Genomic DNA, 21503 nt, shown 5'->3' with positions numbered 1-21503 from the left:
TGATGGCTAAACTGCTGTTCCTCACCGGAAAACTGGCAGAACATAGTCTGCACCAGGTAATAGAGTCTATCCTGGCGGATAAAAAACAATCTCCATTTGAATATGAAGTGAAACATATAGGCGTATCGGTAGCCGCACTGATGACTCCATCATTGATTGCGCGTCGGGTGCCTAAAGTGGAAAATATAGACAAGGTAATTTTGCCGGGCTTATGCCAGGGAGACCTTGAACCATTAGTCGTGCAATGGGGCGTACCGGTGGAACGCGGACCTAAAGACTTGAAAGACTTACCTCAATATTTTGGACAAAAAGGCAAAGCGCCAGACTTGACTCGCCATAGCGTGACGATTTTTGCTGAAATTGTCGATGCGCCTGATTTAAGTATCGAGCAGATTGTCGCCAAAGCTGAACATTTCCGGCAACAGGGTGCGGATGTGATTGACCTTGGTTGCTTGCCAGGGAAATCATTTGAACACATGCCGGCATCCATCAGCGCGCTGAAAGCTGAAGGGTTCCAGGTCAGCGTTGATTCTATGCGCGATGAGGATTTACTGGCTGCCGGCAAAGCAGGCGCCGACTACTTACTTAGCCTGCATGAGAAGAATTTATGGATAGCCGATGAAGTCGCTGCGACGCCTGTCCTGATCCCCACCAGACCGGCAAATACTGCCAGCCTGACCCGGGCAATTAAACATTGCCTTAAGCGTGGACGGCGTTTTATCGCCGACCCGATTCTTGACCCGATTCATTTTGGCCTGACAGACTCTATTGTTCGTTACCATAAATTGCGCAAGCGTTATCCGGATATCGAGATCATGATGGGTGTTGGTAACCTGACCGAATTGACTGATGCTGATACCACCGGTGTCAATGCACTTTTGTTTGGTGTAATCAGCGAATTAAATATTAATGCCGTGCTGGCAACTTCAGTGAGCCCGCATGCTTCTGAAGCGATTGCAGAAGCGGATATCGCCAGGCGTGTCATGTATCGGGCAAGTCAGGATAAGCGTTTGCCGCGCGGGTATTCAAGTGGCTTGTTAGGGCTGCATGATCGCAAACCATTTCCATATTCCACTGAAGAAATCATGGATCTGGCTAGCCAGATCAAAGATCCTAGCTTCAGGATTATGGTGAGTGAAGAGGGCGTACATGTTTACAATCGTGACGGCATTCAGCATGGCACCGACCCTTTCAGCTTTTATGCTGGGCTGAATGTGCAAAATGATGCATCCCATGCATATTACCTGGGCGTAGAGCTGGCCCGCGCGCAAATCGCATGGCAATTGAAAAAACGTTATGTGCAGGATGAAATGCTGGAATGGGGCGTGGCTTCCCTCCAGCAAAACAAGCAGGCAAAAATTGCGCATCGCGAAGCCTCTATTAAAGAGCGATTGGAAAACACACGCGCTGAACCTAAATCAGCGTCAGATCCGGAATAGCCAATGATTTACGAAACGATAGTGACCACATGTTCTGCCCATGGCGAAGTGCATATTGCGCCATTCGGTGTGCAATGGAGTAATGGTAAAGTAGTTATCTCACCCTATAAGCCTTCTGCGACGTTGCAAAACATCCTTGATACCCGTCATGCCGTATTAAACCTGACGGATGATGTGCGCATATTTGCCGCTGCCATTGCAAAAAAGTCACCGTTTGCCACGCAGGAGATTGCGCCAGGCTGTGTGCGTCTGCAGGATTGCCTGACGCATCACGTCCTCAAGCTGGATGAGATGGAGGAAGATGAAGTGCGCCCCAGATTGACCATGACTGTTGTGGAAAGCGCCTTGCATGGGCCATTTATGGGATTCAACCGTGCCCAGGCGGCGGTGATTGAATTGGCGGTACTTGTGAGCCGTTTACATATGTTGCCTATCGAAAAAATTAACCAGGAAATGCAATATCTGCAAATTGCTATCGATAAAACTGCCGGTGAGCGTGAGCTTGAAGCCTGGCAGTGGCTGGTGGATACGATTAATAACCATATAGCGCGCCAGAGCGGCTTGCAGCAGGCTTGATGATGCAAGTGTTGGTTAGTGTTAGTTCAGTGCCAGAAGCGCAAACCGCTTTGTCAGCAGATGTCCGGTTGATTGATCTCAAAGATACCTCACACGGAGCGCTGGCTGCACTCGATCTCAAGTTATCTCAATCAATTGTAGATATTGTGAATGTTCACCGCAAGCGCAAGCCGGACACTGGCATCACAGTCAGTGCGACGGTTGGTGATGATTGCTCGTCCGCTACGCTCTTGCAGGAATTAATTCAGTCTCGGTTGACTATAGGTGTCGATGTGATCAAGTTACCTGAGGCTATCTGGGCTAATCCAAGTTATCACGATGTTATCAACACTTTTTTATTCAAACATATCAAGTTGATTGCAGTGTTGTCACCGGCAACTATTCTTGACCAAAGCGCTATCAAAGATACTTTGTCAGAACTTGCTAAAGCAGGATATTGGGGAGTCATGGTAGACACCATTCAAAAATCAAATTCTTTAACGACATTGATTAATCTGGATATGTTGAATTCTTTCGTGTATTCGGCAAAATCTTTGAATTTATATGTCGGGCTGGCTGGTGGTTTGAGCTTGGAACAGTTCGATCAGCTGGCAGATTTATCACCGGATTATCTCGGCTTCAGAAGTGGCTTGTGCATGAACCAGCAGAGGGGGCAGCCGTTGATCACGGAAAAAGTACAGCAGCTAACAACAAAATTGTCTGAAATTTGTTGTTTATTGCCTCAAACCCAATAAATACTTGAGTCCTAGTGCTATTGAGGGTTGCGTCTGGAAGTAGGTTTGCGTATAGTCTGACTTGTAAGTCTTTCTAAAGATGTGGCGAGTTAAGCCAAATAATAAAGGAGTCGATGAATGAAAAAGAATTTTTTAAGCTTGGCAATTGCGTCTGCATTTGTACTGGCATCGCAAGTTGCACAAGCTGAAGATATGTACCGTGGTGCATGGTATGTTGTACCAGGTGCGACTTATATGAACACTGACAACGATCTTGAAGCTGACAATGGCCGTGGTGGTTTCTTGTCAATTGGTAAAGAAGTAAGCGAACACTGGGATATCCAGGGTCGTTTGGGCTACAACCGTGCTGACGAAGATACTGGTATTGCCGGTGCAAGTGGTAAATACAAGCAAACAGCTTTGGGCCTTGATGCTTTATATGTATTCAGCCGCGAAAAATTCCGCCCATTCCTGTTAGCAGGTATTGGCGCAGCGCGTAACGATGTGGATTACAGTAATGTAGGTTTGTCTGATAAAGCAAACACTTCATGGATGGCCAACGTTGGTTTGGGTGCACAATATTTGTTTAACGACAAATTTGGTATCCAGGCAGATGTACGTCACCAGTGGAGCCGTGCTGATGCACGTAATGCTACTCGTACAGTGGATGCAGATGGCACTATCGGCAACACATTGGTAAACCTTGGCGGTATCTTCCGTTTCGGCGCACCAGAGCCAGTTGTTGAAGAGCCAACACCAGCGCCAGCACCGGCACCAGTAGCAGCGGCTGAGCCAGCACCTGCTCCGGCACCAGCGCCAGCACCTGCTCCGATGTGCAAACCGCAAAACGAAGTAGTGACTGTAAGTGCTGAAAAACTGTTCGGCTTCGACAAAGCTAACCTGCGTGAAGAAGGCCGTAAAGTTCTTGAAGAAACTGCAGCTAAAATCAAGGCTAACCCAGAAATTACTGCTGTTATCGTAACAGGTCACACTGATCGTATCGGTACTGATGCTTACAACCAGAAACTGTCTGAGCGTCGTGCTAAGCAAGTGTCTGATTACCTGATTGCTCAAGGTATTGATGGTGGTATGATCACTGCCGAAGGTAAAGGTAAATCTGAGCCAGTAGTACAGTGCGAAGGTAAAAAAGTATCCAAGAAATTGATTTCTTGCTTGCAACCTAACCGTCGTGTTGAAATTCGTGCTGAAGGTACGAAACAACTTGGTTGCCAATAATTAGCAGCTAGTTTTACTAAAAAGCCACGCAATGCGTGGCTTTTTTTACGTCTGTAGTTTTGAGCGGGCACAGTGCAGACTAGCCTCGGTTATAATTCAAGCATGAGTGACTCTCAATTTATTATCAAACCACGCTGGATAATTCCCATAGATGGAAAAAAGACCACGCTGGAACAGCATGTAGTGATTGTCGATGCTGGTGTTATCCAAGCAGTGGTTCCTAAAAATGAGATTCCGGAATGGGCGAGTGATTGGGAAACGATTGACTGCTCCCAGCATGCACTGCTTCCTGGCCTGATTAATTTGCACACGCATAGCAGCATGAATCTGCTTAAAGGCTATGCCGATGATTATGCATTGATGCCATGGTTAAATGACCATATCTGGCCTGCCGAACGGCAATGGGTTTCAAAGCCTTTTGTGCATGATGGCAGTCTATTGGCAGGTGCTGAAATGCTGAGCGGTGGCATAACTACTTTCAATGATATGTATTTCTTTCCCCAAGCCACAATCGAGGCTGTGAAACGACTGGGTATGCGTGCGCATATTGGATTGGTCATTTTGGAGTTTCCTACCAATTATGCAAATAATGCGAATGAATATATTCGTTTAGGTACTGAAGTACGGGATCAGTTTAAATATGATGCAGGCATCAGTTTTTCATTTGCGCCACATGCACCTTATACCGTAAGCGATCAAACTTTCGAGCAAATCAGTACCCTTGCGGAGCAATTGAACATGGGTATCCACACCCATTTGCACGAAACCCGTGCCGAAATCCAGCAAAGCCTGGATCAATTCGGGGTGAGACCTATAGAAAGATTAAAAGCGCTAGGTATTCTTGGCCCCAGCACCGTATGCGCGCATGGCGTTCACCTCGAACCAGCCGAGTTGGAGATGCTTGCTACACAGGGCGCGCATATTGCACATTGTCCCTGTTCCAATTTGAAATTGGCCAGCGGCATTGCACCTGTCGCCGCTGCCTTGCGTGCAGGATTAAATGTAGGCTTGGGCACCGATGGTGCGGCAAGTAATAACCGACTGGATTTATGGCAGGAAATGCGTACTGCAGCGCTGTTGGCTAAAGTCGCTGATGACAATGCTGAATCGGTCCCTGCTTATACAGCCCTGGAAATGGCGACGATCAACGGTGCACAGGCATTGGGTTTACAGGATAAGATAGGCAGCATCGAACCAGGCAAACAGGCTGACCTGATTGCAGTCAGGCTGGATGATTTAAACAGTTTACCGTGTTATGACCCGATTTCGCATCTGGTATATGTCGCCGGAAGGGAACAGGTTACGCACACATGGGTGGATGGCCAATTGCGTTATCAACGCACAGAAGAAGGCCAAGCCGTCTTTGCGGACATAAACACCGAAGAATTAAGGTCTATTGCTTTGCAATGGCAATTAAAAATACAGTCATCCCAGTCTTGAATAAGTGAAGAGGAATGCATCATGGCGAATGTAGAAGCCGCTGAAGTGAATAAATTTGCTGATCTGGCACATCAGTGGTGGGACGCACAAGGCGTATTCAAGCCTTTGCATCAATTAAATCCGCTACGTCTGGATTATATTGATAGTCGCGCTAGTGTGAATGGTAAACAGGTATTGGATGTAGGTTGTGGCGGCGGTATTTTAAGTGAATCTATGGCACGTCGCGGTGCACGGGTGTTAGGCATTGATATGGCTGAAAGATCTCTGGAAGTCGCACAACTGCATGCATTAGAGGCAGAAATACAGATCGAATATCGTTGCATTGCAGTAGAGGCATTGGCTGAAGAAAAGCCAGCGTCATTCGATATAGTGACTTGCATGGAAATGCTGGAGCATGTGCCCGACCCGGCCAGTGTCGTACGCGCTTGTGCTGCTTTGGTCAAGCCGGGCGGCCATCTGTTTTTTTCTACGCTTAACCGCAATGCCAAAGCTTATTTGATGGCAGTCATAGGTGCAGAGTATGTACTGAATCTGCTGCCAAAAGGCACGCATGACTATGCTAAATTCATCAGGCCCTCAGAGCTTGCAGCCTGGCTACGCCAGTCTGGTTTGGAACTGCAACATCAGACCGGCGTCACCTATAATCCACTGAACAAGCAATACAGCCTGACCGCAGATACCAGCGTCAATTATATGTTGCACGCAATAAAGGATCATTAATGCAGGCAGTTTTGTTTGATCTGGATGGTACTTTAGTGGATACCGCACCAGACCTGGGTTATGCCTTGAATTTGCAGCGTGCGCGACATGGGTTACCTTTTTTAGCGGATGATATTATCCGCCCACATGCATCTCATGGTTCGCGTGGTTTGCTGGCCATTGGTTTTGGTTTAGAGCCCACCGATAGTGATTTTGATGCGATGCGACATGAGTATCTCAGTTTATATACTGAAGTGATGACTCGACAGCCTGTGTTGTTCGAGGGTATGGCAGAAACATTGGCAGATATAGAACAGCGCGGTTTACGTTGGGGGATAGTGACTAATAAACCGAGGCGGTTTACTTTGCCTATGATTGAGCATATGGGGTTGAGCAGCCGTGCCAGTGCAGTTGTGAGTGGTGATGATGCACCGCTGCCCAAACCTTCACCACAAACATTATTATTAGCCTGTGAACACATGCAGGTGGATCCGGCCAGTATCTTGTATGTAGGGGATGCTGAGCGCGACGTGCAGGCCGGTAAAGCTGCCGGTATGACCACACTGGTTGCTTTATTTGGTTACCTGTCTGATACAGATAAGCCTCAGGAATGGTGCGCCGATGGCTATATTCTGCAACCGCAAGAATTACTTGCCTATCTTTAAGTTCCTCCAATAAGCTAAACCTACCTTGATTTAACTGCGTGCACTGCTAAGCACTGCCATCGCTGCAATATTAATATCGGCAACCAGAATACTGACGAGCTGGCCGTTGTCATCTAGGATAGGCAGAGATACCGTCAGGCAGAAATCTTCAGTGGCGGTAGATAAGTAGATGCTGGATATATAGGGCGCATTTGTTTCTGCCACGCGTTGATAATAGGCCTGTTGACTACGGTCTATGCCTGCACCGCCTGCCTTGATTTTTCCATACATATTCGGATTAATCCAGTTGGCATAGCGCTGGACACCGTTAGGTTCAAGTTCAAAAATCACTTCAAAATAAGGAAATTCGGCAAAGCAGCTGTCGAGATCGTGTGAACCCGTTGAGCGATGCGTATTCAACAGTGACTGTAATGCCGACAGTGCTTTCTGTTGCCATCCTGAATAAAACTCTTTTTTCGGCAAAATGGTTTGCGGTGGTGTATCTTCGACCACCACAATACTGCCAATATTGGCTTTACCGATTTTTTTAAGTTGGGCGGCCCGTTCCGCCGCGACCACACTGTTTTCCAGCTCACCTTGTTTACCGTTGACGACAGCGATAGACACGCTGGCCACTGGATGATCTTTCCCGTCTTCGGTAGTAAAGAATCCCCGCTCCAAATCTGTCGCGTCATAAAGATGCACCGCCAACGCCTGAAACTGGCTAATAATATGTAGCAATGTTTCATTCAGTGTTGGGGCATTATGATCGTAGATGAGCACGAAGTCATCGCCACCGATGTGCCCCACCATGACGCCGGATTTATCTTGGTATTCCTGACGGATAATTTCCGATAACAACCGGATCATGGCGTCACCACGGATAAAGCCGTAGCGGTCGTTATAAGCTTTAAAATGATCCAAATCTATATAGATCAGTTGTGTATTGGCGTTATTGCGCAGGCTATTATCCAGCGTTTGTCTAAGCGTAGGCCCGGTAGTCAAATGGCTGAGTGGATGCAAATTACCGCTGGATGCTTTACGGCTGATTAATTGAGCCATGATCTCCATGGGCTGCAAAACGCCCATATAAGCGCCTTCATCATTGACTGTAATCCAGATGTCGATGTTGCCACGTTCCAGATAAAAAATGCGCGCAAGTACAGAAGAAGGCCACATATGGTTAATGACCTTTGGCAGCGGGTCACAACAAGCACCGAGCCCCGTTTGTTTCTTGGAAAAGACCTTGCCACGTCTTAAAACGCCGAGAGGTTTTTGTCCATCTAGTACCACCGCATTCGCAATATCGGCATGAGCATTAAATAAACGTCTTGCTTCGGCCAGCGAGCAGCTGACATCAATCGTCAGGCCATGACTGATATATTCACCGATATGAAAATCATCAGGCACATGTGAACGATGTGATTCATCACGTACAGGCAGCGCGGTCACCTGGTCACTGGGCACGCTTTTGGGGTGGGCAAAATAATGGCCCTGCGCATAGTGCAGGCCCAAATCCTGACAATAGGTGATATCTTCTACGCGTTCAAGCCCCTCCGCAATGATGGTACATCCCAGACGTTGCGCCATGGAAATAATGGCTTCGAGTAGCACTGTCCGCACCCGGCTACCTTGTGCCTCATGCACAATCGCGCGATCTATTTTGATGAAATCTGCGCGTACTTCAGCCAGAATACGCAGCCCATTAAAGCCGGAGCCCATGTCATCCAGCGCGATACGCAGGCCATGCATGCGAATTTCGTCACAATAACGAGCCAGTACTTCCGGGTCTGTTTTTTCACTTTCTACAATTTCGATCACCACATCGCGTTTATCAATCTGCTGCTGATTCAATATCTTTAAAATAAAGTCGAGCCAGCCGGGGCTCATGATTGTTTGCGGGAGCACATTAATAAAGATTGGCTTATCCGCAGATATAGATTGTGACTTGCCTATCAAAGCCAGTTGCTGGCAAGCGAGATCCAGTTCGTGAGTGCGCTTCACTTCTGCCGCAAGCGCAAAAGCCTCCATGCCGTTAAGCCATTTGCCTTCTGGCGTTTTCAGTCGGCATAAAGCCTCAAAGCCAAATACTTTACCGCCTTGGCCAAAATCAACAATCGGCTGATAATGCATTTGAATATGGGGCGTGAGGTCAGAAAGCAACCATGGATATTTGTGACGTGCATAAAAGGTATTGAAGGGCATTGTTGCCTGCAGTGCCTCCATCGGGTTCATGGAGTGATTGTCTTCTGTCACAAGCACCCAGGTATCTTTTAATGTGAGCGCGGCTTCTGTTGCAATCACCTGGTCAAGAATTTTCAACAATTCAGGCTCTGAATCATAGCTGAACGACGAAGTATTAATTCCTGAAAAAAGTGGGTTTTCTGAATTGGCGTGACTGTTGGCGTCAAAAGTATGCAGAAATAATTCCATTTAATACGACCTTGCTTTTAAAAGTGTAACAGGCTTAAGTGACGACGTGATTGTTTTGAAAACCTGGGCGTCTACCTGTTATAACGACAATGTCGGATTTTAATTAAGTGCAGAGATGATTAGTTTGCATAATTTCTGTTGCTCGCATATCAGCTAAGCATGTTTGAATTTAAATTCGCCCCTCTTGCATTGTAAATAGATAGTGCCTGCGAGGTTGCTAATCCTCATTACAGAGTGCCGGTGTGATTTTGCCCACATTACATTTTTCAGATTGAAAATCCTACAAACGAATAAGTAACTTCCTATAAAAGCGTTATTAAATTGACACAATAATGTTTTCAGGAACTTTTCTATTAGTGCTGTTATGAGGAGAACATTATGAACGAAGATATTGTAAAAGGTGACTGGAAGCAATTAGCCGGTAGGATTAAAGCCAAATGGGGCAGATTGACTGATGATGAAATTCAGGAGGCAGAAGGTAATACCGAATATCTGATAGGTAAGTTGCAGGAACGTTATGGACTGGCTAAAGAACAGGTGGAAGAGAATCTGCGAGATATCGGATATGATCAATGATACTTATTGTCTCGGTACAGCGTGACAGCCACTTGTTTTAATAAAATAATAAAGCCAAGAATCACTTCTTGGCTTTATTATTTAACGGCTCTATCTTGATGCGCCTATTTTAACGGGATGTAGCGTCAGTTGGTACACAGTCGCTACCTCCGGAAGTAGGCTGACCAGCTACAGAATAACAGCCATTGTTTGGAACGGGTGGCACGGTTGTAGTGGAATTATTCATACTATTTCTGGCACGGGTATCACGTGTATTAGGATCTACACGGTTCATATCTTTTCTACCCGGATTCGTGGTTGGATTTAGGTCTTGACCAGTCGGGGAAGCCGGCTGATTCGGATTAACAGTCGGTCTGGCCGGAGGTATAACGCCTGGATTGCCAGTTCCTGTTGATCCAGCTCCAGTTGCATTTGGCGTGGCACCATTGGGGGATACGCCATTTGTTGTTGCGCCATTGCCAACAGTACCATTCGTTGCTCCACCTGTTGTACCGGCAGGACTTGCACCTACGGTTCCTGCACCAGCAGCCCCAGCTGCGCCTCCGGCGGCGGCCCCAGCTGCCCAACTATAAGAACATTGTAAAAACCCTGTCAATATGACGCTTAATACAGAAACTTGTAATTTGTCTACTCTCATCTCATGACTCCTTATTGGAAAAGTAACGCAATGCGCCACTATAGGGATTCATGTCTGGTAGCTTAATAGGTTTAAGCTTAAATTCCTGTAGGAATTAGTTGACTGGGATGGAGAAGGTTTGATGGAGGAGGATTAAAATTTTGGAAAGTGCATGTGGGCTCAAGTTACCATTTTTCGCTCTACCAGGGCGGTTGAAAGCGTTCCGCTATCCACATATTCAATTTCGCCACCCATCGGCAGGCCGCGTGCGATCCGGCTGACTTTAATGCCTCTGGATTTTAGCATTTGGCCGATGTAATGAGCAGTAGCTTCACCTTCAGAAGTGAAGTTGGTAGCTAGAATGACTTCTTCAACCAGGTTATCTTGCACACGCTTGAGCAGTTTATCCAGATGAATATCTTTCGGGCCTATACCATCCATGGGAGAGAGCTTACCCATGAGTACAAAATATTGGCCCTGGTAGCTACGTGTATTTTCCAGCATCATCAGGTCGGTAGGCATCTCCACCACACATAGCGAGGATTTGTCTCTGTGGCTATCCTGGCAAAGGCTGCATACCGCATGCTCGCTGAAATTATTGCAATAGTCGCAATGCGCCAGCTTATCCAGGGCCTGTTGCAAGCTGGCGGCCAGACGCTGGGCGCCTTCCCGGTCACGCTGCAACAAATGGTAAGCCATGCGGGTAGAAGATTTAGGCCCCACGCCAGGCAGGCAGCGCAGGGCATTAATCAGTTGTTCAAGGACTGCGGGTGAGTTCAAGCGCGCGGTTCCGGTTTAAAACGGTAATTTAAAACCAGCTGGCATCATGCCACTCATTTTGGCAGAAGAAGTGGCTTCGGCCTTTGCTTTGCCGTCCTTTAAAGCGATCAGGATCAAGTCTTCTAGTGTTTCCTTGTCGTCCATGACTGAATCATCGATCTGGATGCGTTTGACATCGTTGCTACAGGTCATAGTCACTTTGACCAAACCATTGCTGGCAATGCCTTCAACTTCAGTCAATGCCAGTTCGGCTTGTGCCTTTTGCATATTGGCTTGCATCATCTGGGCCTGTTTCATCATATTGCCCATGCCACCTTTCATCATCGTATGCTCCTAAATTTGATGTGGTTAATGTAGAGGTTTAATCGAGTTGGGCACAATGGTCGCACCCATTTCCTGTATCAGGCCCTGCACAAAGTGGTCGCTCAGTATGGCGTCTTTGGCTTGATCCTGTAATTCAGCTTTTTCTACCGCCATCTGTCTGGCCGGTGTGTTGGCTTCTTGTCCCACCTGGATAGTCAGTTTAATCCGGCGGCCAAAATGGTTGTTCAAGGCACTGTTCAGTTTATCCAGGTAATTAGTGCTGGCAAGATGTTTGTGTGCGTCACCGATGCGTAGTGTCATTTGATCTGCATCATAAGATACCAGTTCGCAGTTTTGTGCTAATGCCCGCACCAGCCCTAGTTTACTTAAATGATTTTCTACTAAGGATCTCCAGTTGCCATCCCAGTTTACTGTCGCTGCTTCCTTGGTACTGACTGGCTGTGCAGGCGCTGGTTCTTCAGTCTGTGGACTTTCGATCACCGGCTGATTGATGAGTGCAGCCTCAGTGACAGAAATAGTCGTTTCCATCAGGCCAACAGGCGTTGTACTCGCCGGTTCTTGCCGAACATTTGGAGCCGCTGCCTGACGGCTTTGCGCCAGCGCGGCGCGTGCGCCACCACTGGCAGATGTGGCGCGAGCATTATTTTCGGTTGACCCGGCATTGCCGGCAGGAGCCGCTGAAGAGGGCGCCATGGCGTCTGCTTTAAAAGCCAGCATCCGTAATAGTGTCATGGTAAAACCAGCATACGCATCTGGCGCAAGCCCGATATCCCTATGCCCCAAAATGCTGATCTGGTAATACAGTTGCAGCATTTCTGCTGAGAGCTGCGATGAAAGCTCCAGCAGAGTCTGACGTTCCGGATGGTCATCCGCAATGGCCTGAGGGTTATGCTGGGCAATCGCAAGCAGGTGTAATAAAGCTGCCAGGTCTTTTAACGCACTTTCAAAACCTATGCTGCGCGAATCCATTTGCTGCGCAATATCTAACAAGGCTGGTGCATCGTTTGCAATCAGGGCACGTAATAATTCATACAGATAGCTCTGGTCAATCGCTCCCAGCATACTGCGAACATCGGTTTCACGCACTGACTGGTTGCCATAGGCAATCGCTTGATCTGTGAGCGACAAGGCGTCACGCATACTACCATTGGCGGCGCGCGCAATCAGTTGCAAAGCGGGGGCTTCAAACGTAATTTGTTCCTGACCAAGCACATCCTGCAAATGGGCTGTAATGGTACTGCTCGCCATTTGACGCAAATTAAATTGCAAACAGCGTGAAAGAATCGTGACCGGTACTTTTTGCGGATCAGTCGTTGCCAGGATAAATTTGACATGTGCTGGAGGCTCTTCCAGCGTTTTCAGCATGGCGTTAAATGCTTCTTTGGTCAGCATGTGTACTTCATCAATCATGTAGACCTTGAAGCGGCCAGCAGAAGGTGCATAAATGGCCTGCTCCAGCAGGCTGACCATATCTGCAATGCCGCGGTTGGACGCGGCATCCATTTCCACATAATCAACATAGCGGCCAATATCAATCGCACGGCAGGCATCACATTCACCACAAGGCGTCGCCGTGATGCCGGTAGCACAGTTTAATGATTTGGCCAGGATGCGCGAAAGGGTAGTTTTACCAACACCACGGGTACCGGTAAACAGATAGGCGTGGTGCAGTCTTTGCTGGCTTAGCGCATTGCTTAGCGCTTGAACCACATGGTCTTGTCCGACCAGACTGCTAAAGGATTTTGGGCGCCATTTGCGCGCCAGCACTTGGTAAGACATTGCGTACTCTATTGATTAAATGTCATGAGGCGAACCAATACTTTAGCCTAAATTGCCTGATTATGTGCACATCTCTCAACTAATCTTTCAGAGAGACACATAAGAAAAATGCCGGAATGACAATACAGAAAGGGGCGAGCCCGACCCCCGGCACTTGCTTGACAGTTGTGGCTGCTTGCTTCCGCATCTGACCAGGTTGGCTATCTTACAATGCGGGGAGGCCCGCCGGCGCTATTGTATCGCAAAAGCCGGTTAGCATGGCTGAGTTTTTAAAAAGTTATGTCTTAAAAAGCATTAACGGCATAGCTAAAAAATAACAGGCAATCTGCCTTCTTATGGTCACATCGATTCACCGGATTTCACTTCACAATGTGCTTTATTTTCTATAAATTTACGCGGTAACAAATATTATGGCAACGAATGGATACTCCATGACTGCATCTGAAATTGCTCGTGAAACCATCAAGCAAATGGCGGTTCGCCGCGTGGAACCAACGCCTGATAATTACGCACAGATTTATCTGGAAATTTCTGGAAAACCGGCCAAGGAGGATGCTGCATCAGCCTTGCGCAAAGCATTAAAGCAGTTACCACATGATTCTATGGAGCAAACCAACTGGGTTAACCGTTGGGAAAAAGTATTAAAGCAGGACAACTGGCAAGGACTGGCAGACTTGCTAAAAGAGGCAATGTTGCAACAACTTAGCCATTCCACCAAATGGCCTAAAGCGATCCGCACCTTGATGCAAGGCTGGGATGACAAACGTACAGGCATGGACATAGGCAAAAAACGTGAAATGCTTGAGCGTGTGCTAATCAATTTTGGTAATGACGACACCTTGTCTGAAAAATTGCTTGGCATGGCGAATAACTGGTTGCCCGCAGATGCCCGAGTTGAAGGGGTAACTGCTGCTCCCGAATCAAAAGACAATACGGCTGTAATGGCTGCCCCGGCAGCGATTGAGCCTTTGACCAAAGAAGAATTACCTGTTGAGGTGCAGCAATTCCATAGTGCCTATACTATTTTACAAACCTTATTGAAACAGACATTGCATCTTGGATTAATCCCCAGGCTTGAGGGTTATCCGGATTTGCAATCCGAAGCAGTTGCTTTGCAAGAAAGCACAGAGCGCGCAAAAAAACTCAAAGAGTGGGAGGCTCTGGCTAAATCACTTAAAGCTTTGTTGCTACGCGTAGAGGTAATAGGCGCTAAAGAAGACGATGTGCGTGGCGACATTATTGACCTGCTGCATTTGCTGCTCTCCAACATTGGCGAGCTGGTGGCGGATGATAGCTGGTTAAGCGGCCAGGTCTATGCCGTGCAATCGATCATTGGTGGTCCGTTGGATCGTGCCAAGCTTAAGCTGGCCGAAAAAAGCTTGAAAGAAGTCATCTACAAACAGGGCTTGTTGAAACATAGCCTGATTGAAGCGAGAAATTCCTTTAAAACCCTGATCAGTTCATTTATAGATAAACTGAAATACATGGGTGACGCCAGCGAGTTGTATGGCGGCAAGATTGAAAGCTATGCGCAGCAACTTTCACAAACTGACGATCTGATTAAAATCAATGAGTTAGTAAATTTATTAATGCGTGACACCTCGGTTATGCAAACCGACATCATGCGTTCTCGCGATGATCTGCTGAATCAGCAACGTGTTGCCAGCGACACACAGCAACGTATCTTAAAGCTGCAAGATGAACTGACCCAGCTCAGCGAAGTCGTGCGGATTGACCAATTAACCGGCGTCCTGAATCGCCGAGGTATGGATGAAGCTTTTAGCACTGAAATAGCCCGTTATCGCCGAAATGGCGAGCCGCTAAGCGTCGCGCTGCTTGATATTGATAATTTCAAATTCTTGAATGATCAGCACGGCCATGCAGCTGGCGATACTGCATTGAAACATCTGGCTAGTGTGGTAAAACGTACAGTGCGGCCAACGGATATCGTCACCCGTATGGGTGGCGAAGAGTTCGTGGTCATTCTGCCGAATACCAATCTGGAAGAGGCAGTGACCACCATGAGCCGTTTGCAACGCGCCCTTACCAAAGAGTATTTTTTAGGTAATAACCAGAAGTTGCTGATCACATTCAGTGCTGGAGTGGCGCTATTTCAGGAAGAAGATGACGTGGCATCGATTTTATTACGTGCTGACCAGGCCATGTACCTGGCGAAAAAAAGCGGTAAAAACCGGGTCATGACAGATATAGATTTACAGCAAAATCAGGCCTGATATATTTTTAGTTAATTTCAGCTCCAGCGCAATCAAGGCCTAACGCCTAGCCTTTCTGTAAAGCATACCCACTTTTGCAAGTGTCATGGTATGCTAATTGGCATCTTACATGAGGTGCCCTGTGACCAGCCCTACCACTGATCTCCCTGTCGATAGCGTCAAAGATGCCTTGCAAGAAAGCGAGCGCAGATTTTCAGCCATTGTTTCCAGCATCCCCGGTTTGGTCTTTCAAATGCACATGACTGCTGATGCGCAAATCGTATTTACCTATCTGAGCGAAGGCTGTGAAGCGTTATTGGGCATTCCCGCTGCCGCACTGCTGAAAAATGTGCAGGCTTTTTTCAATGCTATGGACGAAAAGTCCGCCAGCCAGCTAAAGCACAAGCTGCAACAATCTGCCCGTCAACATAAACGACTTGATTGGGAAGGTAAAATCTGGATTGCCGACTGGCAGGACATGAAGTGGGTTAATATCCGCGCCACCATACAGGCCCTTGGGCAGGGCGCTGTGCAATGGGATGGCATTATGCTTAATATTAGCCAGAGCAAGCAGGAAAAACTGGAAATCGAGCAGGCCAGGAAAGATTTGCAGGCACTTACCGCCCATTTAAACCAGGTAAAAGAGCAGGAGCGTGTCAGCATCGCACGCGAAATTCATGATGACCTGGGTGGCAATATGACGGCGATGAAACTCGGTCTTTCAACCATTATCCAGAAAATTCAAAACGGCTCACCGGTAGATATTGAGCAGGCAACCATGCTGCAAGCGATTGTGAACCAGACATTCGATTCCGTGCACCGTATTTCCGGTAACCTGCGACCTAATATCCTCGATCTGGGCTTGGTAGATGCACTAGAATGGCAAGTGAATCAATTCAAAAAACAATTGGGCTTGAAGGCAAGGTTCATTACTAATTGTGAAGAGCTGGAATGCGACCACGATAAATCGATGGCCTTATTCCGTATCTGTCAGGAAGCCTTATCTAATATAGCGAAATACGCGCAAGCCGATGAAGTACGGGTAGAATTGAACAGGGTTGAAGAAGAGTTATTCATGACCATAGCTGATAATGGCATTGGCATCGCACCAGCTGATAAAATAAAGCCGAATTCTTTTGGCTTGAGGGGAATGCAGGAGCGCGCAGCCGCTTTTGGAGGAGAGTGCTATATCGAATCCCCTGCGCAGGGTAAAGGCACTTTAATCCGCGTACAAGCACCAGTGCGTACTGTTGCACTTTAGATATGACTTAAATATGTTTTACTTGGATATTTAGCACAGAACCAGGGAAATGATGAGGGAACGGTTTGGATACTAAAAAAATCAGAGTCATCATCGTCGATGACCACGCCATTCTGCGCTCTGGCATTACACAGATATTGGTGGCCAGTGGTGATATTGACGTCGTTGGTGAAGCGGAAAATGTGGCGCAAGCCCTTAAATGTGTGCGTGAAATTGAAGCGGATGTGATGTTGCTGGATATCTCGCTTCCAGATAAAACTGGCATTGAAGCGCTAAAACTGATTAAGCGTGAAAATGCGGCATTGAATGTCCTGATGTTATCCATGTATATGGAAGACCAATATGCGGTGCGATCTATACGCTCAGGTGCTTCCGGCTACCTGTGCAAACATACCGCTTCTGAGGAGTTACTTACTGCCATCCACACTCTGGCTAAAGGCAGGAAATATATTACCGCCAATGTGGCGGAAATTCTGGCCGAACAGGTCGGTAATGAACATGCAGCTGCATTACATGAGTCTTTGTCTGATCGTGAGTTTCAGGTAATGCGTATGATTGCTTCAGGTTTATCCGTCAGTGAAATTGCGGATAAATTAGCTTTGTCAGTGAAAACCGTAAGTATGTACCGCACGCGTTTACTGGAGAAAATGAATCTGAAACATAATGCAGATATTACGCATTATGCTATCAAGAACCAGCTGGTTGAATAGAGTTTAAGTAATAAAAAAGGCCTTTTAAAAGGCCTTTTTTATTTTAATAACAATTAACTACGCGTTTTTCTTCGAGTAATTGATGAGTCCGTTGGTGGAGCTATCAAAGCAGGTGATCGCATCATTATTGTTCAGCAATGGCAGGATTTGGCTGGCAATCTGTTTGCCATATTCCACGCCCCATTGATCATAGCTGTTAATGTCCCAAATGATGCCTTGCACAAAAATCTTGTGCTCATACATGGCGATCAATTTACCCAATGTGAATGGTGTTAATTGCTCAAACATGATAGATGTGGTCGGGCGGTTACCTTCAAACACTTTATGCGGCAACAAATCTTCTAACGCTTTGCCGCTAAAGTCTTGCTTGACCAATTCTGCACGGGCTTCTTCGCGGGTTTTACCCAACATCAATGCCTGGGTTTGCGCCAAGAAGTTAGCCAGCAAAATCTTGTGATGCTGGTCATCCGGGCTGCCGACTTTGTAATGGCTTTTTACCGGCATCAAAAAGTCAGCCGGCACCATTTGAGTACCCTGATGAATCAACTGGTAAAACGCATGCTGGCCATTCGTGCCAGCTTCGCCCCAGATGACCGGGCCGGTTTTATAGCTGACGCGGCTACCGTCACGGCAGATGAATTTGCCGTTACTTTCCATATCTGCCTGTTGCAGGTAAGCCGCAAAACGCGACATGCCCTGATCGTAAGGCAAAATTGCATGCGTATCGACGTGGAAGAAGTTGTTATACCAGATACCAAGCAACGCCATAATCACTGGCATATTTTGTTCCAGCGGCGCAGTTTTGAAATGCTGGTCCATGGCGTGACCACCGGCCAGCAACTGTTCAAAATTATCCATGCCTACATACAGGGCAATAGATAAGCCAATGGCAGACCATAGCGAATAACGGCCGCCAACCCAGTCCCAGAATGCAAACATGTTGTCCGGGTCAATACCGAATGCTCCTACAGCCTTGGCGTTCGTAGATAACGCTACAAAGTGCTTGGCGATGTGTTGCTCATCTTTTGCAGCCTCAAGGAACCAGCGACGTGAGGAGTGCGCATTGGTCATGGTTTCCTGAGTGGTGAAAGTTTTAGAAGCCACAATAAACAGTGTAGTTTCGGGGTTGCATTGCTCAAGGGCGCGAATCAAGTGTGCGCCATCGATATTTGAAACAAAGTGTGCTTTTAAATCAGGGCTAGCATATGGTTTCAATGCATCACAAGCCATTACCGGACCAAGATCTGAGCCACCAATACCAATATTCACGATATCAGTAATACGTTTGCCGGTGTAGCCAGTCCATTGACCGCTGCGCACTTGTTCAGTGAATGTACGCATATGCGCAAGTACAGCATTCACTTCCGGCATTACATCTTTTCCATCGACTTCAATCGGTGTATTGCTACGGTTGCGCAGGGCAGTGTGAAGCACGGCACGATTTTCGGTGATGTTGATTTTTTCACCACTGAACATGCGGTCGCGCCAAGTTTCTATTTTAGAGTCACGGGCCAGTTGGAACAGCAGCGATAAGGTTTGTTGAGTGATGCGATGTTTGGAATAGTCCAGCAGGATGCCATCTACATTTAAACTGAATTCTTCGAAACGTTTTGGGTTTTGTTTAAACAAATCGCGCATTTGAACATTGCGGATATCACTTTGATGCTGGTTCAGCGCGTGCCAGCTAGGATGCGTCGTTAATTTTGCCATGTTATGTTGTTGCTTTATTTTTCAAGTCAATTAAATTTCAAGTCGGATAAATTCATCAGGCCCGCAAATGGCAATCCTTGAACGCCTTTTGCGAGCCGTTATTAATCGTTATAGTGTATCAATTCATTGTAACCGAAGTATGACACCCGCTAGTGGAGGTAAGTTTATGCTGATTGAGTCAGGCTGATCCATCCACGGAACAGGGTCAGTGTGACAGCCATGGCTATTGCATACGTCGCTACCGCCATAAATCGCTGCATCACTGTTAAACACTTCTTTGTATACACCTGATTGTGGCACGCCCAGGCGATATTGATGACGCGGTACCGGTGTAAAATTAAGTACTATTATAACAAAACTATGGTCATTGCCGCGGCGAATATAACTCAACAGTGATTGACCCGCATCCTGGCAATCTATCCATTGAAAACCCTCCTGGTCAAAGTCATGCACATGCAGGGCAGGGCTTTGCTTGTAAAGCGTATTCAGGTCGCGAGCCAGTGATTGTACGCCCCTGTGCATATGGTGTTCGGGATAGCTATCTTCCAGCAAATGCCAGTCCAGGCTCTGGTTGACATTCCACTCGCGCCACTGTGCAAATTCGTTACCCATAAAATTCAGTTTTTTTCCAGGAATGGTCATCTGGAAGGTCAGTAGCAACCTTAAATTGGCAAATTTCTGCCAGTTATCCCCCGGCATTTTGCCTAGTACGGATTTTTTGCCATGTACCACTTCATCATGCGAGAACGGCAATACAAAGTTCTCTGAGTAGGCATACATTTGCCCAAAAGTCAGCCGATTGTGTTGGTATTGACGATAGAGCGGATCGATCTCCATATAGGCGAGTACATCATTCATCCAGCCCATGTTCCATTTCATATTGAAACCAAGCCCACCTGTGTAGACAGGGCGTGAAACCGCTGGCCATGAAGTAGATTCTTCTGCGATCACAAGTGCCCCGGGGAAGCGCTCGCCAACCATGGTATTCAACTGCTTGAGGAATTCAATGACTTCAAGGTTTTCACGTCCACCATAAATATTTGGCACCCATTCACCTGCATTGCGTGAATAATCCAGGTATAACATCGAAGCGACTGCATCGACACGCAAGCCATCGATGTGGAATTCTTTTATCCAGTAATAAGCATTGCTCAGCAAGAAGTTACGGACTTCATTGCGGCCGTAATTAAAGATATATGTACCCCAGTCGGTATGTTCACCTAATCTTGGGTCGGCATGTTCATAGAGTGCCGTTCCGTCAAAGCGTGCCAGCGCCCAGTCATCTTTAGGAAAATGTCCCGGTACCCAATCAAGGATCACGCCGATGTTCGCGGCATGGCATTGATCGATAAAGTACTTCAGGTCATCCGGGCTGCCAAAACGCTGGGTAGGCGCAAAGTAACCCGTCACCTGGTATCCCCAGGACTCATTCAGTGGATGCTCGGCAATTGGCAATAATTCAATATGGGTGTAGCCCATGCTGCTTACATGCGGAATTAAGGTGTCAGCCAGGTTACGATAGGTCATGAAATGACCATTCTTATCTCGTTGCCAACTACCCAGATGCACTTCATAACAATTAAACGGCGCATGCAGCCAGTCATGTTGCTGGCGATCTTGCAGCCATTGATCATCCTGCCAGATGTAACGACTCTGGCAGATACGGTTGGCCGAACCTGGCCTAGGTTCAAACGCTTTGCCATAAGGGTCAGCTTTAACCACCACAAAGCCATGTTCGCGGTTGCGGATCTCAAATTTATATAAGTCATGTTCGGTCAAGCGCGGGATAAACAATTCCCATACGCCGCTGCCACCCAGCACGCGCATAGCATGTACACGGCCATCCCACTGATTAAAGTTACCCACCACGCTGACACGTTCTGCACTTGGCGCCCACACTGCAAACCTGACGCCTTCCACGCCATCGATAGTCATCGGTATAGCGCCCAGGGTATTGTAGGCTTCCAGCAGCCTGCCTTCGCCAAACAGGTAAATATCCTCTTGAGGAATGGTGCTGTTAAAACTGTAGGTATCTGTGGTTTCGTAATAGATTTCTTGACCATGCGGTTGAATCCGTAATTGCACCGGGGCGGTTAAAGCCGCTGGCGATGCAAATTCAAACAGTCCCTGGCGATCAACCAACGTGAGCGGTTGCCAGGTTTTATTTACGTGCACCCAGATTTTTTCGGCATTGGGCTGGAATACACGTACAAACCATGGCCCGTTCACCTCATCCTGATGAGTCCCGAGAAACTCGAATGGATTGTGATGAGTTGCATCGAGAATGCGTTGCAGGTGTTGGGAATAAATGTGATGCGATGCTGCTGATTTGAATTTCATGCTTGCAAGGTCCG

18 protein-coding genes and 1 other RNA gene are annotated in these 21503 nt (G+C 47.2%); 11 read left to right on the top strand and 8 right to left on the bottom strand.

Annotation, left to right across the window (positions count from 1 at the left end; translation table 11 throughout):
• Window positions 1-2: 2 nt before the first annotated feature.
• The 7 genes from LPA26_RS04190 (at window position 3) to LPA26_RS04160 (ending at window position 6768) form a co-directional block, all read left to right on the top strand.
• Complete coding sequence (locus LPA26_RS04190; RefSeq protein WP_229007447.1) at window positions 3-1439, top strand: DUF6513 domain-containing protein; 1437 nt, start codon at window positions 3-5, stop codon at window positions 1437-1439.
• A gap of 3 nt (window positions 1440-1442) precedes the next feature.
• Window positions 1443-2015, top strand: a complete 573-nt coding sequence (locus LPA26_RS04185; protein WP_229007446.1) for a DUF447 domain-containing protein — start codon at window positions 1443-1445, stop codon at window positions 2013-2015.
• Window positions 2015-2749, top strand: a complete 735-nt coding sequence (locus LPA26_RS04180) for a (5-formylfuran-3-yl)methyl phosphate synthase (protein WP_229007445.1) — start codon at window positions 2015-2017, stop codon at window positions 2747-2749. Before LPA26_RS04185 ends, LPA26_RS04180 begins: the two co-directional genes overlap by 1 nt.
• 117 nt (window positions 2750-2866) lie before the next feature.
• Window positions 2867-3964, top strand: coding sequence for an OmpA family protein (locus LPA26_RS04175; RefSeq protein ID WP_229007444.1), 1098 nt, complete (start codon window positions 2867-2869; stop codon window positions 3962-3964).
• A gap of 102 nt (window positions 3965-4066) precedes the next feature.
• Window positions 4067-5404 (top strand): TRZ/ATZ family hydrolase, encoded by a 1338-nt coding sequence (locus LPA26_RS04170; protein ID WP_229007443.1) that lies wholly within the window; start codon window positions 4067-4069, stop codon window positions 5402-5404.
• A 21-nt stretch (window positions 5405-5425) separates the two neighbouring features.
• Window positions 5426-6124 carry a bifunctional 2-polyprenyl-6-hydroxyphenol methylase/3-demethylubiquinol 3-O-methyltransferase UbiG gene (gene ubiG, locus LPA26_RS04165; protein ID WP_229007442.1) on the top strand — a complete coding sequence of 233 codons (699 nt, stop codon included), beginning with the start codon at window positions 5426-5428 and terminating at the stop codon, window positions 6122-6124.
• Window positions 6124-6768 (top strand): HAD family hydrolase, encoded by a 645-nt coding sequence (locus LPA26_RS04160; RefSeq protein WP_055825265.1) that lies wholly within the window; start codon window positions 6124-6126, stop codon window positions 6766-6768. The genes ubiG and LPA26_RS04160 overlap by 1 nt, the downstream gene beginning before the upstream one ends.
• Before the next feature lie 30 nt (window positions 6769-6798).
• Here the strand turns inward: LPA26_RS04160 and LPA26_RS04155 are convergent, their stop codons facing one another.
• Window positions 6799-9180 (bottom strand): EAL domain-containing protein, encoded by a 2382-nt coding sequence (locus tag LPA26_RS04155; RefSeq protein ID WP_055825262.1) that lies wholly within the window; start codon window positions 9178-9180, stop codon window positions 6799-6801.
• Window positions 9181-9558: 378 nt separating this feature from the next.
• Here LPA26_RS04155 and LPA26_RS04150 point away from each other — a divergent pair, with 378 nt between their 5' ends.
• Window positions 9559-9756: a CsbD family protein gene (locus LPA26_RS04150; protein ID WP_055866684.1), complete on the top strand. Its 198-nt coding sequence runs from the start codon at window positions 9559-9561 to the stop codon at window positions 9754-9756.
• A gap of 109 nt (window positions 9757-9865) precedes the next feature.
• Here LPA26_RS04150 and LPA26_RS04145 read toward each other — a convergent pair whose 3' ends face one another.
• The 5 genes from LPA26_RS04145 to ffs form a co-directional block, all read right to left on the bottom strand.
• The gene (locus LPA26_RS04145) at window positions 9866-10351 is read right to left on the bottom strand and encodes a hypothetical protein (protein WP_229007441.1); all 486 of its coding nucleotides are present in this window, start codon (window positions 10349-10351) and stop codon (window positions 9866-9868) included.
• 201 nt (window positions 10352-10552) lie between these two features.
• A complete protein-coding gene (gene recR / locus LPA26_RS04140) occupies window positions 10553-11152 on the bottom strand; it encodes a recombination mediator RecR (protein ID WP_229007440.1) in 600 nt (199 codons plus the stop codon).
• A 15-nt stretch (window positions 11153-11167) separates the two neighbouring features.
• Window positions 11168-11476 carry a YbaB/EbfC family nucleoid-associated protein gene (locus tag LPA26_RS04135; RefSeq protein ID WP_055825253.1) on the bottom strand — a complete coding sequence of 103 codons (309 nt, stop codon included), beginning with the start codon at window positions 11474-11476 and terminating at the stop codon, window positions 11168-11170.
• 24 nt (window positions 11477-11500) lie between these two features.
• Window positions 11501-13255: a DNA polymerase III subunit gamma/tau gene (gene dnaX / locus LPA26_RS04130; RefSeq protein ID WP_229007439.1), complete on the bottom strand. Its 1755-nt coding sequence runs from the start codon at window positions 13253-13255 to the stop codon at window positions 11501-11503.
• 130 nt (window positions 13256-13385) lie between these two features.
• An RNA gene (gene ffs, locus LPA26_RS04125) (signal recognition particle sRNA small type) lies at window positions 13386-13482 on the bottom strand.
• A 204-nt stretch (window positions 13483-13686) separates the two neighbouring features.
• On the opposite strand from ffs, the gene LPA26_RS04120 reads away from it, so the two are divergent.
• From LPA26_RS04120 to LPA26_RS04110, 3 genes are all read left to right on the top strand, one after another.
• Window positions 13687-15489: a GGDEF domain-containing protein gene (locus LPA26_RS04120; protein WP_229007438.1), complete on the top strand. Its 1803-nt coding sequence runs from the start codon at window positions 13687-13689 to the stop codon at window positions 15487-15489.
• Between the two features lie 121 nt (window positions 15490-15610).
• Window positions 15611-16729, top strand: a complete 1119-nt coding sequence (locus LPA26_RS04115; RefSeq protein ID WP_229007437.1) for a sensor histidine kinase — start codon at window positions 15611-15613, stop codon at window positions 16727-16729.
• Window positions 16730-16794: 65 nt separating this feature from the next.
• Entirely contained in the window at window positions 16795-17439 is a 645-nt protein-coding gene (locus tag LPA26_RS04110; protein WP_229007436.1) for a response regulator transcription factor, read from the top strand.
• Between the two features lie 57 nt (window positions 17440-17496).
• On the opposite strand, the gene pgi is transcribed toward LPA26_RS04110, so the two are convergent.
• The gene (pgi, locus tag LPA26_RS04105) at window positions 17497-19149 is read right to left on the bottom strand and encodes a glucose-6-phosphate isomerase (RefSeq protein WP_229007435.1); all 1653 of its coding nucleotides are present in this window, start codon (window positions 19147-19149) and stop codon (window positions 17497-17499) included.
• A gap of 123 nt (window positions 19150-19272) precedes the next feature.
• Window positions 19273-21489 carry a 1,4-alpha-glucan branching protein GlgB gene (glgB, locus tag LPA26_RS04100; protein WP_229007434.1) on the bottom strand — a complete coding sequence of 739 codons (2217 nt, stop codon included), beginning with the start codon at window positions 21487-21489 and terminating at the stop codon, window positions 19273-19275.
• Between the last annotated feature and the right edge of the window lie 14 nt (window positions 21490-21503).

Origin of the sequence: Methylophilus sp. Leaf408 (genome assembly GCF_916856905.1) — a bacterium.
Taxonomy (GTDB): Bacteria; Pseudomonadota; Gammaproteobacteria; order Burkholderiales; family Methylophilaceae; genus Methylophilus.
This window is presented reverse-complemented; position numbering and strand designations above follow the sequence as displayed.

Excerpts from the sequence above, each read along its gene's own strand:
- LPA26_RS04120 (WP_229007438.1), top strand. The coding sequence starts at position 13,687 with ATGACTGCATCTGAAATTGCTCGTGAAACCATCAAGCAAATGGCGGTT.
- LPA26_RS04155 (WP_055825262.1), bottom strand. The coding sequence starts at position 9,180 with ATGGAATTATTTCTGCATACTTTTGACGCCAACAGTCACGCCAATTCA.
- LPA26_RS04150 (WP_055866684.1), top strand. The coding sequence starts at position 9,559 with ATGAACGAAGATATTGTAAAAGGTGACTGGAAGCAATTAGCCGGTAGG.
- ubiG (WP_229007442.1), top strand. The coding sequence starts at position 5,426 with ATGGCGAATGTAGAAGCCGCTGAAGTGAATAAATTTGCTGATCTGGCA.
- LPA26_RS04135 (WP_055825253.1), bottom strand. The coding sequence starts at position 11,476 with ATGATGAAAGGTGGCATGGGCAATATGATGAAACAGGCCCAGATGATG.
- LPA26_RS04185 (WP_229007446.1), top strand. The coding sequence starts at position 1,443 with ATGATTTACGAAACGATAGTGACCACATGTTCTGCCCATGGCGAAGTG.
- LPA26_RS04160 (WP_055825265.1), top strand. The coding sequence starts at position 6,124 with ATGCAGGCAGTTTTGTTTGATCTGGATGGTACTTTAGTGGATACCGCA.
- pgi (WP_229007435.1), bottom strand. The coding sequence starts at position 19,149 with ATGGCAAAATTAACGACGCATCCTAGCTGGCACGCGCTGAACCAGCAT.
- LPA26_RS04180 (WP_229007445.1), top strand. The coding sequence starts at position 2,015 with ATGATGCAAGTGTTGGTTAGTGTTAGTTCAGTGCCAGAAGCGCAAACC.
- LPA26_RS04170 (WP_229007443.1), top strand. The coding sequence starts at position 4,067 with ATGAGTGACTCTCAATTTATTATCAAACCACGCTGGATAATTCCCATA.
- LPA26_RS04190 (WP_229007447.1), top strand. The coding sequence starts at position 3 with ATGGCTAAACTGCTGTTCCTCACCGGAAAACTGGCAGAACATAGTCTG.
- glgB (WP_229007434.1), bottom strand. The coding sequence starts at position 21,489 with ATGAAATTCAAATCAGCAGCATCGCATCACATTTATTCCCAACACCTG.
- dnaX (WP_229007439.1), bottom strand. The coding sequence starts at position 13,255 with ATGTCTTACCAAGTGCTGGCGCGCAAATGGCGCCCAAAATCCTTTAGC.
- LPA26_RS04175 (WP_229007444.1), top strand. The coding sequence starts at position 2,867 with ATGAAAAAGAATTTTTTAAGCTTGGCAATTGCGTCTGCATTTGTACTG.